The organism is Pseudomonas pharyngis (genome assembly GCF_021602345.1).
GTDB classification, from domain to species: domain Bacteria; phylum Pseudomonadota; class Gammaproteobacteria; order Pseudomonadales; family Pseudomonadaceae; genus Aquipseudomonas; species Aquipseudomonas pharyngis.
On the sequence record NZ_BQID01000030.1, the window covers coordinates 1 to 12,744 of the forward strand.

Here is a 12,744-nt window from a genome sequence, read left to right on the forward strand (position 1 = left end):
GGGCTGGGGATTGTGCGCGACATCGTCCACAACTGGGGCGGGGTGCTGGTGCTGGGCGAAAGCGAGTGGGGCGGGTTGAAGGTGGAGATTCAGTTGCCTCGACGGTGAGCCCGCCCCCACAAGGTTTGTGGTGAGCGGGCTTGAGCGTCAGACCCGAAACTGATCCATCAGACTCTGCTGCTGATTCGCCAGACTATTGAGCGACTGACTCACCCGCGCCGATTCATTCGCCTGCCCCGACAGCGACTCCGTCACATCACGAATCGTCGCCACGTTGTTGTTGATCTCTTCAGCCACCGCGCTCTGTTCCTCGGCGGCGCTGGCGATCTGCAGGTTCATGTCGCTGATCACCGTCACCGCATCGCCGATCTGGCGCAGCGCCGTCACGGCCTGGCCGACCTGTTCGACGCTGCCCTGGGCCTGACGATGGCTGTTGCCCATCGAACCGACGACATCCTGGGTTCCGGTCTGCAATTGCTCGATCACCTGGCGGGTTTCTTCCACCGATTCCTGGGTGCGGCGGGCGAGGTTGCGCACTTCGTCGGCGACCACCGCAAAACCGCGCCCGGCTTCACCGGCGCGGGCGGCTTCGATGGCGGCGTTGAGGGCCAGCAGGTTGGTCTGTTCGGCGATGGCGCGGATGGTTTCCAGCACGGTACCGATCTTCTCGCTGTTGGCGGCCAGGCCTTCGACCTGCACCATCGCTGCACTCATGTCGGCGGCGAGGGTGTCGATGCTGGCGGTGGTGCGGTCGATCACGGTCAGGCCCTGACGGGTGGCGCGGTCGGCGTCCTTGGCGGCTTCGGCGGCTTGTGCCGCGCTGCGGGCCACGTCCTGGGCGGTGGCGCTCATTTCGTGGGACGCGGTGGCGACCTGATCGACCTGACGGTATTGCTGCTCCATGCCGGCGCTGGTCTGGGTCGCAATCGCTGAAGACTGGTCGGCGGTGTTGCGCGCGTCCTGCACCGAGCGTTTCACCTCGGCGATGATCGGTTGCAGCTTGTCGAGGAAACGGTTGAACCAGCCAGCGAGTTGACCGAGTTCGTCTTTCTTGTCATAGGCCAGGCGGCGGGTCAGGTCGCCTTCGCCGCTGGCGATGTCTTCCAGCATGTGGGCCACGCCGAGAATCGGTTTGGTCACGCTGCGCGCCATCAGCCACACCAGCAAAAGGCCGATCAGCGCAGCGAGCACGCCGAGGCTCAGTTCGATCAGGGTGCCTGAGGTGTTGCTGGCATCGAGTTGCTGCTTGAGCGCTTCGGCGCGGCTTACCAGAACCTTTTCCGGCACATCGAGCAGCACGCCCCACGACGGGCCACCGGGAATCGGCTGGAACGGCGACAGCACTTTCAGTTGCGCGTTGCTGTGCAGGCTGCTGACGGCGTTGCTCGAGGCGAGCAGACGCAGCAGTTCGGCGCCGCTGGTGGTGTCCACGGCATCCAGGCGCTGGCTGAGTTTATTGGCGTCCGGGCTGTAACCGGCGAGCAGGCCGGCGGGGCTGACGATGCTCACGGCGGTCTGGCCGTCGTAGAGCTTTCTGCTGGCGCTCTGGCTGATCGCTTGCAGGCTGTTGAGGTTGATGTCCACCGACAGCGAGGCGATGACTTTGCCGTTGACCATCAACGGGAACACGATGCTGGTCATCAGCACCTTTTGCCCGTCGATCACATAGAAATAGGGTTCGATCACGCATGGCTTGAGCGTGGTGCGCGGGCAGGTGAACCAGGCGTTGGCGGCCTGACCGCTGGGACCGGTGCTGGTGTCGCTCATGTCGCTTTCCGGCAGGGCCATCGAGGTCACCTTGCCCGGGGTCGGCTGCGACCAGTACAGGGCGAAGCGGCCCTTGTCGTTGCTGCCTAATTCACCTTGTCCGGCAAATAGCTCGTCCTTGCCGTCCAGCGCGTTGGCTTCGAACACCAGCGACAGGCCGAGCAGATCCGGATTGGCCTGCAAGGCCGATTTCACCTGACGGGTCATGTCCTCGCGCAGGTCGAAGGCATCGAGGAAGCGCTTCTCGGCCTGCTCACGCAGGAACAGCACCTGCCGCGAGAAACCGTGGCCATATTGATAGGCGTCCATGAACTGCTGGCGAATGCCCGCCGCCTGAACTTCACCCTGGGATTCGATGCGGGCCTGGGCCGACTCGGTGAGCATTTCCATGCTCGAAGCTTTCACCAGTTCGGAACTGTGCTCCATGCGATACAGCGAAAGACCCACCAACAGGGTCACGATACCGGCCAGGCAGAGCCCGGCGAGCAGGGTGATTTTCCATTGGATGGAAAGTTGTCTGAGTGACATGGAAACGTCCTTATTCGATAAATATCTGAGACTTTGCACTGTAACGGCCGCGTTTCGGCTTTCTTTATGGCGTAAATGCAATAGGGCGAATTGACGCATGTTGTGGCGGATATGCCTTGTTCAGCGGTTTGATCATGGAAAGTTACACAGTGTTGCGACCAGTCGCTTTGACACTGCGCCCGCGCTGCGGCACAGTGCGCGCCCTTCTAATAAGACCCTCTATGCAAATCCGCTGGCGACCCTCGTGGCTTGTCGGCCGGACTCATCCTGTCTGGCGGTGAATGGCTTTACCGTCGTGTTTTCGAGGTAGTGAAATGAATGCAGTGATTGCTGCGGTCGGCGTCATGCTGATCCTCAGCCTGTCCCGGGTGCATGTGGTGATCGCATTGATCGTCGGCGCGCTGGTTGGTGGCCTGACCGGTGGTCTGGGTATCGACGCCACGCTCAAGGCTTTCAACAGTGGCCTGGGCGGCGGGGCGACGGTGGCGTTGTCCTACGCGTTGCTCGGCGCTTTCGCCGTGGCGATTGCCAAGTCCGGCCTGGCCCATGCGCTGGCCGACAAGGCTCTGGCGATGGTCGACCGCCAGCATGCGACCGGTGGCGGCAGCGTCAAATGGCTGCTGATCGGCCTGCTGTGGGTGGTGGCGATCGCTTCGCAGAACATCCTGCCGATTCACATCGCGTTCATTCCGCTGCTGGTGCCGCCGCTTCTCTATGTACTGACCAAGCTGCAACTGGACCGCCGGTTGATCGCCTGCGTCATGACTTTCGGCCTGATTACGCCGTACATGTTCCTGCCGGTGGGCTTCGGCAACATTTTCCTTAATGAAATCCTGCTGGCCAACGTTGCCCGCAGTGGCGTCGACATCAGCGGGATCAACGTCACCCATGCCATGGGAATTCCGGCGCTGGGCATGCTGGCAGGGCTGGGTATCGCCTTTATCAGTTACCGCAAGAAACGCGTCTACGACCTGGGAAAAATCGAGCAGGTCGAGCAGGTGGCAGTGCAGTACAACCCGCGCAGTCTGTTGATCGCCGGTGTCGCCATTGCCGCAGCCTTCATTATTCAGTTGCTGCTGGATTCGATGATTATCGGGGCGCTGGCCGGTTTCCTGATCTTTTCGGCGTCGGGCATCGTCAAATGGCGCGAGACGGATGACCTGTTCACCGAAGGCATGAAGATGATGGCGATGATCGGCTTCATCATGATCGCCGCCTCCGGATTCGCCGAAGTGATGAAGGCCACCGGCGAGGTGCAGACGCTGGTCGAGTCGTCGGCGTCGTGGATCAACCACAGCAAAGGCATCGGTGCCTTGCTGATGCTGCTGGTCGGGCTGCTGGTAACCATGGGCATCGGCTCTTCGTTTTCCACGGTGCCGATCCTGGCGGCGATTTTCGTGCCGCTGTGCGTGCAACTGGGCTTCAGCCCGATGGCGATTGTCTGCATCGTCGGCACGGCCGGTGCCTTGGGCGATGCCGGTTCGCCCGCGTCCGACTCGACCCTTGGCCCGACCTCCGGTCTGAACATCGACGGCCAGCACCATCACATCTGGGACACCGTGGTCCCGACTTTCCTGCATTACAACCTGCCGCTGCTGGCGTTTGGCTGGGTGGCTGCGATGGTCCTGTAACACTACAAATCCCCCTGTGGGAGCCAGCCTGCTGGCGATGACGCCGGATCAGTCAGCACATTGGGCGGCTGATACATCGCTATCGCCAGCAGGCTGGCTCCCACAAGGTGCGGGTTAATCCGCAGCTCAACTTTTGGTTCCGCGTGCCGTTAAAGCCTTTAACCACGCCAATAAAACCAAAAGAGTGAGCCCCCATGCGCCTGAGTCTCAAGGCTAAAGTCCTGTCCCTTGCCGTCCTTCCGGTCTTGCTCTTTGCGCTGGTGATCAGCCTGACCACGCTGTTCATCCTTCAGGAGCAGGCGCGCAATGAAGTCCAGCAGACCCGCGAACGCCTGCTTGGCGATGCCAAAACCACGCTGGCCAGCTACGTCGCCGTGGCCATGACCACCATCAAACCGTTGTACGACGCTGCCGCTCCCGGCGACGCCGATGCGCGGGCGCAAGCGATCAAACTGCTGTCGAGCATCAAGTACGGCAAGGATGGCTACTTCTTCGGCTACGACTCCGAGACCGTGCGCCTGTTCAAGGCCAACGACCCCGAAGGCGTGGGCAAAAGCTTCAAGGACAACCGCGACCCGAACGGCGTCTACGTCAACCGCGACCTGGTGAAAGTCGCGAAGGACGGCACCCATTACCTGCAATACAGCTCGCCGCTGCCGGGCAACGCGCAAGTGCTGGTGCCGAAACTCGGCTACACCGAATACCTGGCGAAGTGGGACATGGCGGTGGGAACGTCGGTCAACCTCGATGGCATCGAAGCGCAAGTGGCGGTGGTCGAGGCCAAGGTGCAGGAGCGCATGCAGGGCGTGGTGCTGAGCATCGTCGGCGTGGCGGTGGTGGTGTTGCTGGTAATTGCGGCAGCGGGGATGCTGCTGGCCAACACCATTCTGCGACCGCTGACCCTGATGAAAGCCAACCTCGATGACATCGCGGCGGGCGAGGGCGACCTGACCCGGCGCCTGACCATCACCAGCCAGGACGAACTCGGTGAACTGGCGGGCTCGTTCAACCGTTTCGTCGACAAGATCCACGGCCTGGTGCGGCAGATCACCGAAATGACCTCGCAACTGACCGGGCTGGTGACGCAAGTGTCGGATCAGGCCCAGCGCTCTGATCAGGCCATGGAGCGTCAGCGCCACGAAACCGATCAGGTCGCCACGGCGATCAACGAAATGTCTGCGGCCGCGCAAGAAGTCGCCAAGAGCGCGCAGAACGCCGCCGTCGCCGCGCAGCAGACCGACGAAGAAGGCCAGACCGCCAAGCGCGTGGTGGCCGGCAGCATCAAGCAGATTCATGCGCTGGTGGACGACATCCGCAGCAGCGGCGTGTCCCTCGACAGCCTGCAGCAGGACGTGTCGTCGATTGTCGGCGTGCTCGGGGTCATCCGCTCGATCGCCGAACAGACCAACCTGCTGGCACTCAACGCTGCGATTGAAGCGGCGCGGGCCGGTGAAGCCGGGCGCGGGTTTGCGGTGGTGGCGGACGAGGTGCGGGCGCTGGCGTCGCGCACGCAGATCAGCACTCAGGAAATTCAGGGCATGATCGACCGCTTGCAGGCGGGGACGCAGTCGGCGGTCGAGGCCATGCGCCGCTCAAGCGAGGCGGGTGACGGCACGTCAGCCCAGGCCAATCAGGCGGGGGCGTCGCTGGATGCGATGGCGGATCTGATTGCGACGATCAATTCGATGAACGCGCAGATCGCCAGTGCTGCCGAGGAGCAGACGGCGGTGGCCGAAGAGATCAACCGCAGCGTGCATCAGATTGCGGTGGCGGTGGATAACGTGGCGGACGAGACACAGTTGGGGGCGCAGACTTCGCGGAGTCTGGCGGAGTTGGGGCAGCGGTTGGGCAAGTTGGTTGGGCAGTTCCGGATCTGACCCCCAAAGGCCCCCTCACCCTAACCCTCTCCCGGAGGGAGAGGGGACTGACCGCAGTGTCTTGCGTCATACATCGACCTGAAAAATCGTGTCGATTATGGATTCACAGCCGATCGCTCATGTCGGCGTATCTCTCGAATATCCCCAGTTCGGTTCCCTCTCCCTCCGGGAGAGGGCTAGGGTGAGGGCTGGCTTTGACTTTGGCGAGCTCAGGGTCTGTCCCAGTAGGGGACTTCGCCAAAGCACTCGATAAAAAAGTCGATGACCGTCCGCACCTTCACCGACAACCGCCGGCTCCCCGGCCACAGCACCGAAATCTGCTGCGGCTCGACACTGTTCGACACCTGATAATCCTCCAGCACCGGCACCAGCGTGCCCGCACGCACCGCCTCGCCGATCAGCCATGACGGAAACATCACCAGCCCCAGGCCTTGCACAGCGGCCTGGGTCAACGTGTCCGCGTGGTTGCCGGTGATCGGGCCCTTGACTGAATACGGCGTCCACTCGCCCTGATCCTGCCGGAAGAACCAGCGCTGCAGGCCCGTCGCGCCCTTGTAGGCCAGGCACTGGTGGCGGGCGAGGTCTTCGGGATGCTGTGGCGTGCCGAAGCGCTTGAGATACGCGGGACTGGCCGCGACCTGAAAGCGGTGCGGTGCCAGGATCCGCGCCTGCATGCTCGAGTCGTGCAGCGGGCCGATGCGGAACAGCAGGTCGGCGCCTTCCTGCAACGGATCGATGTAGTGGTCGGTCTGCTGGATATCCAGTTGCAGCTTCGGATAACGCTCGCACAAACGACCCAGCCATGGCGCCAGATGGCGCTGACCAAACACCACCGGGGCGTTGATCCGCACCAGGCCGGTCGGTTCGCTTTGCTGTTCCTGCAAGGCCTGTTCGGCTTCTTCCAGTTGCACCAGCACCAGCCGCGCGTGGTGGCCGAGCATGCGCCCGGCTTCGGTCGGCGTGACCGCACGGGTGTGGCGGTAGAGCAATTGCTGGTTCAGTGCCTGCTCCATCAACTGGATCTGTCGGGAAATCGAGGAGGGCGCCACGCCCTCGCGGCGGGCGACTTCGGAAAAACTGCCGTGGTCGAGCACCGCTACAAATAGCCTTAGCGCCTTGAATCCCAGTTCGTTGAGCCCATGCATCGTCTGTCCTGCTGTGCGAATTGCGCAAAAGTGTTGTCCGGATGCTCCCATTTATCGCACAGCTGCGCCAGCCGATAATCCGCGCCATCGTTTCCTTCAGAGGTTTTTCAGATGCAGTCGTTAGATGAAGTGAGTGCCGCGCCGGCCCCGGTCGCCCGGCCCGGTTTGCGGTTGTTGCTGTTGCCGCTGGTGATCCTGGCCGGCATGGGGTTGTCGGTGGAGGCGGGGTTGCTCGGGCCGTTGGGTGAGCAGGTCGGGCATTTGTGGGCGACCTTGAGCATTTTCGGGGTTGGGTCGGCGATTCTGTTTTTGCTGTTGTTGTTTGCGGGGCCGCAGAAGGGGCCGGCGCTGACGGATCTGCCGCGCTGGCAGTTGATCGGCGGGTTTCTGGGGCCGATGTATGTGGTGGTGCTGACGCTGGCCACGCCGCATATCGGGATTGCGATGACGATGATTGCGATTCTGTCGGGGCAGGTCGGCAAGAGTGTGTTGATTGACCATTTCGGGTGGTTTGGGGCTACGCGCAAGAAGGTCAATGCCGAACGTTGGCTGGCCTTGGTGTTGATTGTGGCGGCACTGATTTTGATTGCGCGGGGTTGATGCGATGAGTCTGGTTATTTTGTTGGCGGTCGTAGTGTTGGCCGGTGCGGTGTTGAGTGTGCAGGCGGCGATCAATGGGCGTCTTGGTGAAACCGTTGGTGTGTTGCGCAGCAGTTTGTTGACGTTTGTCGTCGGCGCTGTTTCTACGGGGTTGTTGATTTTGTTTTTTGAGCCTGCTCAGGCGGTGAGTTTGCTGGAGGTGCCGAAGTGGCAGCTTAGCGGTGCGCTGTTTGGGGTGGTTTATATGATGGTCATGGTTGGTGCAGTGCCGCGCGTTGGTGCGGCTGTGGCGACGGTGGCGGTGATTGTCGGGCAGCTTGGGATGGGGATGTTGATCGACAATTTTGGCTGGTTGGGGAATCCCGCTATTGAGTTGTCTTCGAGTCGGGTTTTGGCGATGGTTTGTTTGGGGCTGGCGCTGGTGTTCATGTATCGCAGTAGCGTGCGTCAGGCTGTTTGAGCGTGGCGGCCTTTGGGCCGACCAGGCTCTTGTTCGTTTTGCGTGTATATCCGTTTCTTCGGGTGCGGCCGCTGGCGGTTTCGCTCTTACAGCGAGTCACTTTGGCAAACGCCCCAAAGTAACCAAAGGTCTGGGCCCCGGCGTACGGCCCGCTCGCTGGGGCTCGGGGTTCCTTCGTTACGGGATTCATCCGGGGGCATCGCCTACGGTTTGCTTCGCTGCACCTCCTCTCGATGCATGCGGCTTCGCCGCACGGTCGCTGCGCTCCCACCCCCGGATAAATCCCTCCACTCAGCCTGCCGATGGGGCCGGCACGTCAAAAGCGGTACTTGAGCTAACGCTCATCGTTGTGACTGGTGAGTGCTGAGTGGTGAGTGGTGTGGGTTGGCAGGTTAGGTGGTTTTCACGTTCTACACTGGTAGCACGGCTGTTCTTTCGGCCTCAGACAACCACCACCAGAGGAGTCTGTTTCATGGCAGATAGAAAATGCGATTGTCCGGGATGTCGTTGCACGATCAAGGAGGGTGAGCATTCTTATGTGGCGCACGGTAAGCATTATTGCTGTGAGGCCTGTGCGCATCATCACAAGAGTGGTGAGGAGTGTTCTGGCAAGGGGTGTCAGTGTGCGCATCCCAAGTAATCTCGGGTATTGAAAAGGTGGAGCCTAATCAGGCTCCACTTCCAGTTTCAGGCTGTCGTCGTCCAGACGTTCGGTGTGGCGGACGTTGCCGTGCAGGCGGCGGCCTCCGACGTTGACGACGATGGTCTTGGCCTTTTCAAGGTCTTCCGGCAAGGGGGCCGGGACGCGCAGGGCGAAGCGGTAGGGGTCGTTTTCGACGGGTTCCAGGCCAACCGGGCAGTCGACGCTTTTGGTGATGCGACCGAACAGGGTGTCCAGGCCGTAGTCCAGGTGCGCCGGGCTGTTGATGGTTGTCATGTGTAGTCCCCCGAAATAGTCCCCGTCTGCGCGCAAGCTTAGCTTGCCGGTCGCCATGTGACGTTTTCCACGCCGAATTTTTCTGCCATCGGCTTGCTGGTCTTTTGCACTTTCTCCCGGCCGAAACGCGGGATGCGGCCGACCCCTGCGTCGCAGCTTGCCCAGTGCCACGCCTCGGTGTTGTCCATTTTGTCCGAGCGGATAATGAACGACTTTGGCGTGCCGTGAAGGGTGTAATCGATGACGTACAGTTTTGCGTTGTTCATAAAGCCCATCTTCCTCCCTGTGGTAATAGAAGGATCGCTGGGCTGCGGGAAAATTCACTCGGATTGTCCGACGGTATCTATCAATGGCGAGGTCCCGGTCGGACTGGTTACCATGGCGCTTTCGCCAACCCCGATGAATGTTCGCCATGGCCCTCGCTGCGCCCCCTGATCTGAGTGATACCGATGTGCCGGTGCAACCGCTGGCGCGTACGTATCCGCGTGGGTTGTTTATCGAGCCGCACGAGCATGTCTGGGGGCAGTTGCTGTACGCGATGAGCGGCGTAATGTGGGTCGAGACGCCCCACGAGGCGCTGGTGGTGCCGCCGCAGCGGGCGGTGTGGTTGCCGCCGGGGGTGCCGCATGGGATTCGGGTGGTGTCGGATTTGCAGATGCGCAATATCTACTTGCGCCCGGCGCTGGCGGCGACGCTGGATCAGACGGTGCAGGTGATCGAGGTCGGCGGGCTGCTGCGTGAGTTGATCGTCGGGCTGGTGGCGCAGGGTGATAGCGATGATGCCGAGTATTACGAGGCGCTGGTCGGGCTGGCGCTGTTGGAGCTGAAACGTGCAAGGCGTTCACAGCTGAAGATCCCGTTGCCGGACGATGCCGACCGGCGGCTGATGAGCCTGTGTCAGGCGGTGATGGCCGCGCCGTCGCTGGACATTCCTTTCGAGCAGCACGCCGAAAACGCCGGGGCCAGCGTGCGTACGCTTGCACGGTTGTTCAAGGAAGGGTTGGGCATGGGCTTCGCCGAGTGGCGGCGGCAGGTGCAATTGGCGACGGCAGTGGCGGAGTTGATCCAGGGCGTGCCGGTCAGCGCGATTGCCCGTGAGCTGGGTTATTCGCCGAGCAGTTTCAGCGACATGTTCCGCCGGGAGCTGGGTGTCGCCCCTTCGCAATTCGATGGCGGGCCGCTCGCCGACTGATTTGGCAGAAATTCAGAAGTCCTTGGCCGATGCCGGTCGCCGCCTTTCCCTAGACTTTGCCCATTCCCTTTGTGTGGCGGAGTGATCCCATGAATTACCTCATTTCACTGGCCGTCGGTCTGGGTGTCGGCCTGCTGTATGGCGCGCTGGATGTCCGTTCTCCGGCGCCGCCGGCCATCGCGCTGGTGGGCCTGCTGGGCATGCTGGCGGGCGAGCAGTTGTGGCCGATGGGTCGGCAACTGGTCAGTGGCTGGCTGTCCTGAATTCTGTCCTTTCCCTTCGGTGGAGATTTCCATGAAAGCATTGCAATTCGATAAAACCGGCGACCTGTCGTCCCTGCGCTTCGTCGAGGTGCCGACGCCGGTGCCGGGCGCTGATGAGGTGCTGGTGCAGATCAAGGCTGCGGGCCTCAATCCTAGCGATGTGAAGAATGTGCTCGGGCGTTTCCCCTACACCACGCTGCCGCGTATTCCCGGTCGGGATTTTGCCGGTGTGGTGGTCGAAGGACCGCAGGCGTTGATCGGCCAGGAGGTCTGGGGCACCGGGCGTGAGCTGGGCTTCTTCGCCGACGGCTCCCACGCACAGTTCGTCAAACTGCCGGCCAATGGCGTGGCGCACAAGCCTTCGCATTTGAGTTTCACCCAGGCCGCCAGCCTCGGCGTGCCTTACACCACGGCGTGGGATGCGTTGGAGCGCAGCCTGGTCAGTGCCGAAACCCGTTTGCTGGTGATCGGCGGCGGGGCGGTGGCGACGGCGGCGCTGGCGCTGGCCAAAGTGCGCGGCGCGCAGTTGCTGGCGGCGGCGCGGCGGCCGGAGCAGGTCAAGGATTTGCAGGCGCAGGGTTTTCAGACGATCCAGCTGGATAAACCCGAGGATCTGGGTGCGCAGGTCAACGCGGTGTATCGCGGCGGCGCCGACGTGATCTTCGACACCACCGGTTTCTGGCTGCCGGCTTCGGTGGCGGCATTGGCGACATTCGGCCGGATCGCGATCATCGCCGCGCCAGTCGATGGGCATGTGCAGCTGCCGGCGCTGGCGCTGTATCGCAAGGGCGGTTCGGTGGTCGGCATCAACTCGTTGCTGTATGGCGTTGAAGCCTGCGCGGCGATGCTGGAACAGTTCGGCCGGTTCTTCGACGAAGACCTGCTGCCACTGCCGCAAGGGCTTGTCGAAGCGCCGCTGGCCGAAGGGCTGGCGCGGTATGCCGATGTGGATCAGGGCAGTGGCGACAAGGTCATCCTGATTCCTTGAGTCTGCAGAAATAGTGACAAACCCTGTGGGAGCTAGCCTGCTAGCGAAAGCGCTGGTGCAGTCGACGAAAATATTGACTGTGCTGACGCCATCGCTAGCAGGCTAGCTCCCACATTTTTTTTGGCGGGTTTGCAATCGCATCAGAACTGATACCCGACCCCCGCGTAATACCCCCAGCCATTGGAACGCGCACGGAAATTACCGTCGCCAAAATTCAGCTCGCTGCCGTCCTCCCAGTTGCCGCCGTTGTGGAAATAACGGCCGACCAGGGTGAAGCGCAGGTGGGTGAACGAGTACAGCAAGACGTTGGTCGCCACGGTGGCATTGGCGGTGCGCGCCGGGTTGTCCTTGTGCAGGTCCGAGCCGAAATCGAAGTTGGTGAAGCCGATGTAGGTCAGCGAGGCACCGTTGCTGAATGTGTTGATCGGCACGATGTACTTGAGCTGCGCGCGGTAGCCGTCCCACGAATATTCGTTGCTGGCGCCGTAGTTTTCCCACTGGTAGCGCCCGTACAGGTTGGCCGACAGATTGACCCTTGAATGGGTGTCGATGTCGGTGCCCAAGCCGCTGTACAGCGTGTTGGCGCGGTTCTCTTTGCGGCTGCCGTGATCGTAGATCCAGTCGAACGCCACGTACCATTCCTTGAACGGCCCGATGGCCAGGCTGCGACCGGCGAGGTAGTCGATGGAGATGCGCGGTTCGTGCTCCATGAACACCGGCGAGCCATGGTCCCACACGCCTTTGTCGTGGCTGTTGCCGATATTGAAGATCTTCGGAATGTCGATGTAGCCATACAGCTCGAACGGGCCCTTGCGCCCGAAGTATTCATATTCCAGGTAGATGTCGTCGGCCGGTTGCGGGCCAAAGCTGATGTCCTTGCTGCCGATCAGCATCAGATCCTGGTTGTACCAGTCCGACAGGTACGCGCCTTTTTTTGGCGGACTGGCTTCAGGGCTGAGGGCTTCACCCTGGGCGGATTCATCGGGCAAGACCGGTTGCGCCAGTGCGGTGTGGCTGAGAACTCCGGTAACGCCGGCCAGTAGCAGGGAAACAGCAAAAGTGCGCGCACCGCGAAGGCGGTTGCAGGAAGAAGCGTGCATTCAAAGTCCTTTTTGCGGATCAAGACCCGGAATCATGGGCCTGTACGGTTTTGTAACGAAAAGGCGGTCAACAGCGACTCGCAAACGTTTGCACAAGCCGTACCAGTTTCTCAAATGGCTGAAAGATCGATTGATTGGTGGGATTACCTGGCGACTCGGTCAACTCCTCTCAAAAGCGCCTCAAATCATCCTCAAGCCCTTGCTCAGAACGGCCGGAAGTATCGACGCAGGGCCTTATCGCACAAAAGTATTAACA

Annotated in this window: 12 protein-coding genes and 3 pseudogenes; 9 read left to right on the top strand and 6 right to left on the bottom strand. The window is 61.6% G+C overall.

Features of this window, described 5'->3' with window-relative positions; all coding sequences use genetic code 11:
* Positions 1 to 147: 147 nt before the first annotated feature.
* Together L6D74_RS30280 and L6D74_RS30285 are read right to left on the bottom strand one after the other, a co-directional pair.
* The gene (locus L6D74_RS30280; RefSeq protein ID WP_371262551.1) at positions 148 to 903 is read right to left on the bottom strand and encodes a methyl-accepting chemotaxis protein; all 756 of its coding nucleotides are present in this window, start codon (positions 901 to 903) and stop codon (positions 148 to 150) included.
* Between the two features lie 102 nt (positions 904 to 1,005).
* A pseudogene (locus L6D74_RS30285) lies at positions 1,006 to 2,394 on the bottom strand (methyl-accepting chemotaxis protein); the annotation flags it as partial.
* A gap of 215 nt (positions 2,395 to 2,609) precedes the next feature.
* On the opposite strand from L6D74_RS30285, the gene L6D74_RS29360 reads away from it, so the two are divergent.
* The 3 genes and pseudogenes from L6D74_RS29360 to L6D74_RS30295 all read left to right on the top strand — a co-directional run.
* Positions 2,610 to 3,926: a Na+/H+ antiporter family protein gene (locus L6D74_RS29360; RefSeq protein WP_039770253.1), complete on the top strand. Its 1,317-nt coding sequence runs from the start codon at positions 2,610 to 2,612 to the stop codon at positions 3,924 to 3,926.
* Between the two features lie 194 nt (positions 3,927 to 4,120).
* Positions 4,121 to 4,897, top strand: a pseudogene (locus tag L6D74_RS30290) (cache domain-containing protein); the annotation flags it as partial.
* A 312-nt stretch (positions 4,898 to 5,209) separates the two neighbouring features.
* A pseudogene (locus L6D74_RS30295) lies at positions 5,210 to 5,803 on the top strand (methyl-accepting chemotaxis protein); the annotation flags it as partial.
* Positions 5,804 to 6,012: 209 nt separating this feature from the next.
* Here L6D74_RS30295 and L6D74_RS29370 read toward each other — a convergent pair.
* Positions 6,013 to 6,948, bottom strand: coding sequence for a LysR family transcriptional regulator (locus L6D74_RS29370; protein WP_236191603.1), 936 nt, complete (start codon positions 6,946 to 6,948; stop codon positions 6,013 to 6,015).
* Positions 6,949 to 7,059: 111 nt separating this feature from the next.
* On the opposite strand from L6D74_RS29370, the gene L6D74_RS29375 reads away from it, so the two are divergent.
* The 3 genes from L6D74_RS29375 (at position 7,060) to L6D74_RS29385 (ending at position 8,648) form a co-directional block, all read left to right on the top strand.
* A complete protein-coding gene (locus L6D74_RS29375; protein WP_064597969.1) occupies positions 7,060 to 7,548 on the top strand; it encodes a DMT family transporter in 489 nt (162 codons plus the stop codon).
* 4 nt (positions 7,549 to 7,552) lie between these two features.
* Positions 7,553 to 8,008, top strand: a complete 456-nt coding sequence (locus L6D74_RS29380) for a DMT family transporter (RefSeq protein WP_039770319.1) — start codon at positions 7,553 to 7,555, stop codon at positions 8,006 to 8,008.
* A gap of 472 nt (positions 8,009 to 8,480) precedes the next feature.
* Positions 8,481 to 8,648 (top strand): metallothionein, encoded by a 168-nt coding sequence (locus tag L6D74_RS29385; RefSeq protein ID WP_074689145.1) that lies wholly within the window; start codon positions 8,481 to 8,483, stop codon positions 8,646 to 8,648.
* 24 nt (positions 8,649 to 8,672) lie between these two features.
* On the opposite strand, the gene L6D74_RS29390 is transcribed toward L6D74_RS29385, so the two are convergent.
* A complete protein-coding gene (locus L6D74_RS29390) occupies positions 8,673 to 8,945 on the bottom strand; it encodes a hypothetical protein (protein ID WP_085667477.1) in 273 nt (90 codons plus the stop codon).
* Positions 8,946 to 8,983: 38 nt separating this feature from the next.
* Entirely contained in the window at positions 8,984 to 9,211 is a 228-nt protein-coding gene (locus L6D74_RS29395; protein WP_064597962.1) for a DUF6555 family protein, read from the bottom strand.
* A 137-nt stretch (positions 9,212 to 9,348) separates the two neighbouring features.
* Between L6D74_RS29395 and L6D74_RS29400 the strand changes: the two genes are divergently transcribed.
* The 3 genes from L6D74_RS29400 (at position 9,349) to L6D74_RS29410 (ending at position 11,388) form a co-directional block, all read left to right on the top strand.
* Positions 9,349 to 10,137: an AraC family transcriptional regulator gene (locus L6D74_RS29400; RefSeq protein ID WP_236191604.1), complete on the top strand. Its 789-nt coding sequence runs from the start codon at positions 9,349 to 9,351 to the stop codon at positions 10,135 to 10,137.
* Positions 10,138 to 10,226: 89 nt separating this feature from the next.
* Entirely contained in the window at positions 10,227 to 10,400 is a 174-nt protein-coding gene (locus L6D74_RS29405) for a DUF1427 family protein (RefSeq protein WP_074689141.1), read from the top strand.
* A 31-nt stretch (positions 10,401 to 10,431) separates the two neighbouring features.
* Entirely contained in the window at positions 10,432 to 11,388 is a 957-nt protein-coding gene (locus L6D74_RS29410) for a quinone oxidoreductase family protein (RefSeq protein WP_236191606.1), read from the top strand.
* Between the two features lie 140 nt (positions 11,389 to 11,528).
* Here the strand turns inward: L6D74_RS29410 and L6D74_RS29415 are convergent, their stop codons facing one another.
* Positions 11,529 to 12,488, bottom strand: coding sequence for a nucleoside-specific channel-forming protein Tsx (locus tag L6D74_RS29415; protein ID WP_064597955.1), 960 nt, complete (start codon positions 12,486 to 12,488; stop codon positions 11,529 to 11,531).
* Positions 12,489 to 12,744 lie beyond the last annotated feature (256 nt).

What these genes read in the sequence shown, in the direction of transcription:
- L6D74_RS30280 (WP_371262551.1), bottom strand. Translation starts at nt 903, where the DNA reads ATGGAGCAGCAATACCGTCAGGTCGATCAGGTCGCCACCGCGTCCCAC.
- L6D74_RS29360 (WP_039770253.1), top strand. Translation starts at nt 2,610, where the DNA reads ATGAATGCAGTGATTGCTGCGGTCGGCGTCATGCTGATCCTCAGCCTG.
- L6D74_RS29370 (WP_236191603.1), bottom strand. Translation starts at nt 6,948, where the DNA reads ATGCATGGGCTCAACGAACTGGGATTCAAGGCGCTAAGGCTATTTGTA.
- L6D74_RS29375 (WP_064597969.1), top strand. Translation starts at nt 7,060, where the DNA reads ATGCAGTCGTTAGATGAAGTGAGTGCCGCGCCGGCCCCGGTCGCCCGG.
- L6D74_RS29380 (WP_039770319.1), top strand. Translation starts at nt 7,553, where the DNA reads ATGAGTCTGGTTATTTTGTTGGCGGTCGTAGTGTTGGCCGGTGCGGTG.
- L6D74_RS29385 (WP_074689145.1), top strand. Translation starts at nt 8,481, where the DNA reads ATGGCAGATAGAAAATGCGATTGTCCGGGATGTCGTTGCACGATCAAG.
- L6D74_RS29390 (WP_085667477.1), bottom strand. Translation starts at nt 8,945, where the DNA reads ATGACAACCATCAACAGCCCGGCGCACCTGGACTACGGCCTGGACACC.
- L6D74_RS29395 (WP_064597962.1), bottom strand. Translation starts at nt 9,211, where the DNA reads ATGAACAACGCAAAACTGTACGTCATCGATTACACCCTTCACGGCACG.
- L6D74_RS29400 (WP_236191604.1), top strand. Translation starts at nt 9,349, where the DNA reads ATGTTCGCCATGGCCCTCGCTGCGCCCCCTGATCTGAGTGATACCGAT.
- L6D74_RS29405 (WP_074689141.1), top strand. Translation starts at nt 10,227, where the DNA reads ATGAATTACCTCATTTCACTGGCCGTCGGTCTGGGTGTCGGCCTGCTG.
- L6D74_RS29410 (WP_236191606.1), top strand. Translation starts at nt 10,432, where the DNA reads ATGAAAGCATTGCAATTCGATAAAACCGGCGACCTGTCGTCCCTGCGC.
- L6D74_RS29415 (WP_064597955.1), bottom strand. Translation starts at nt 12,488, where the DNA reads ATGCACGCTTCTTCCTGCAACCGCCTTCGCGGTGCGCGCACTTTTGCT.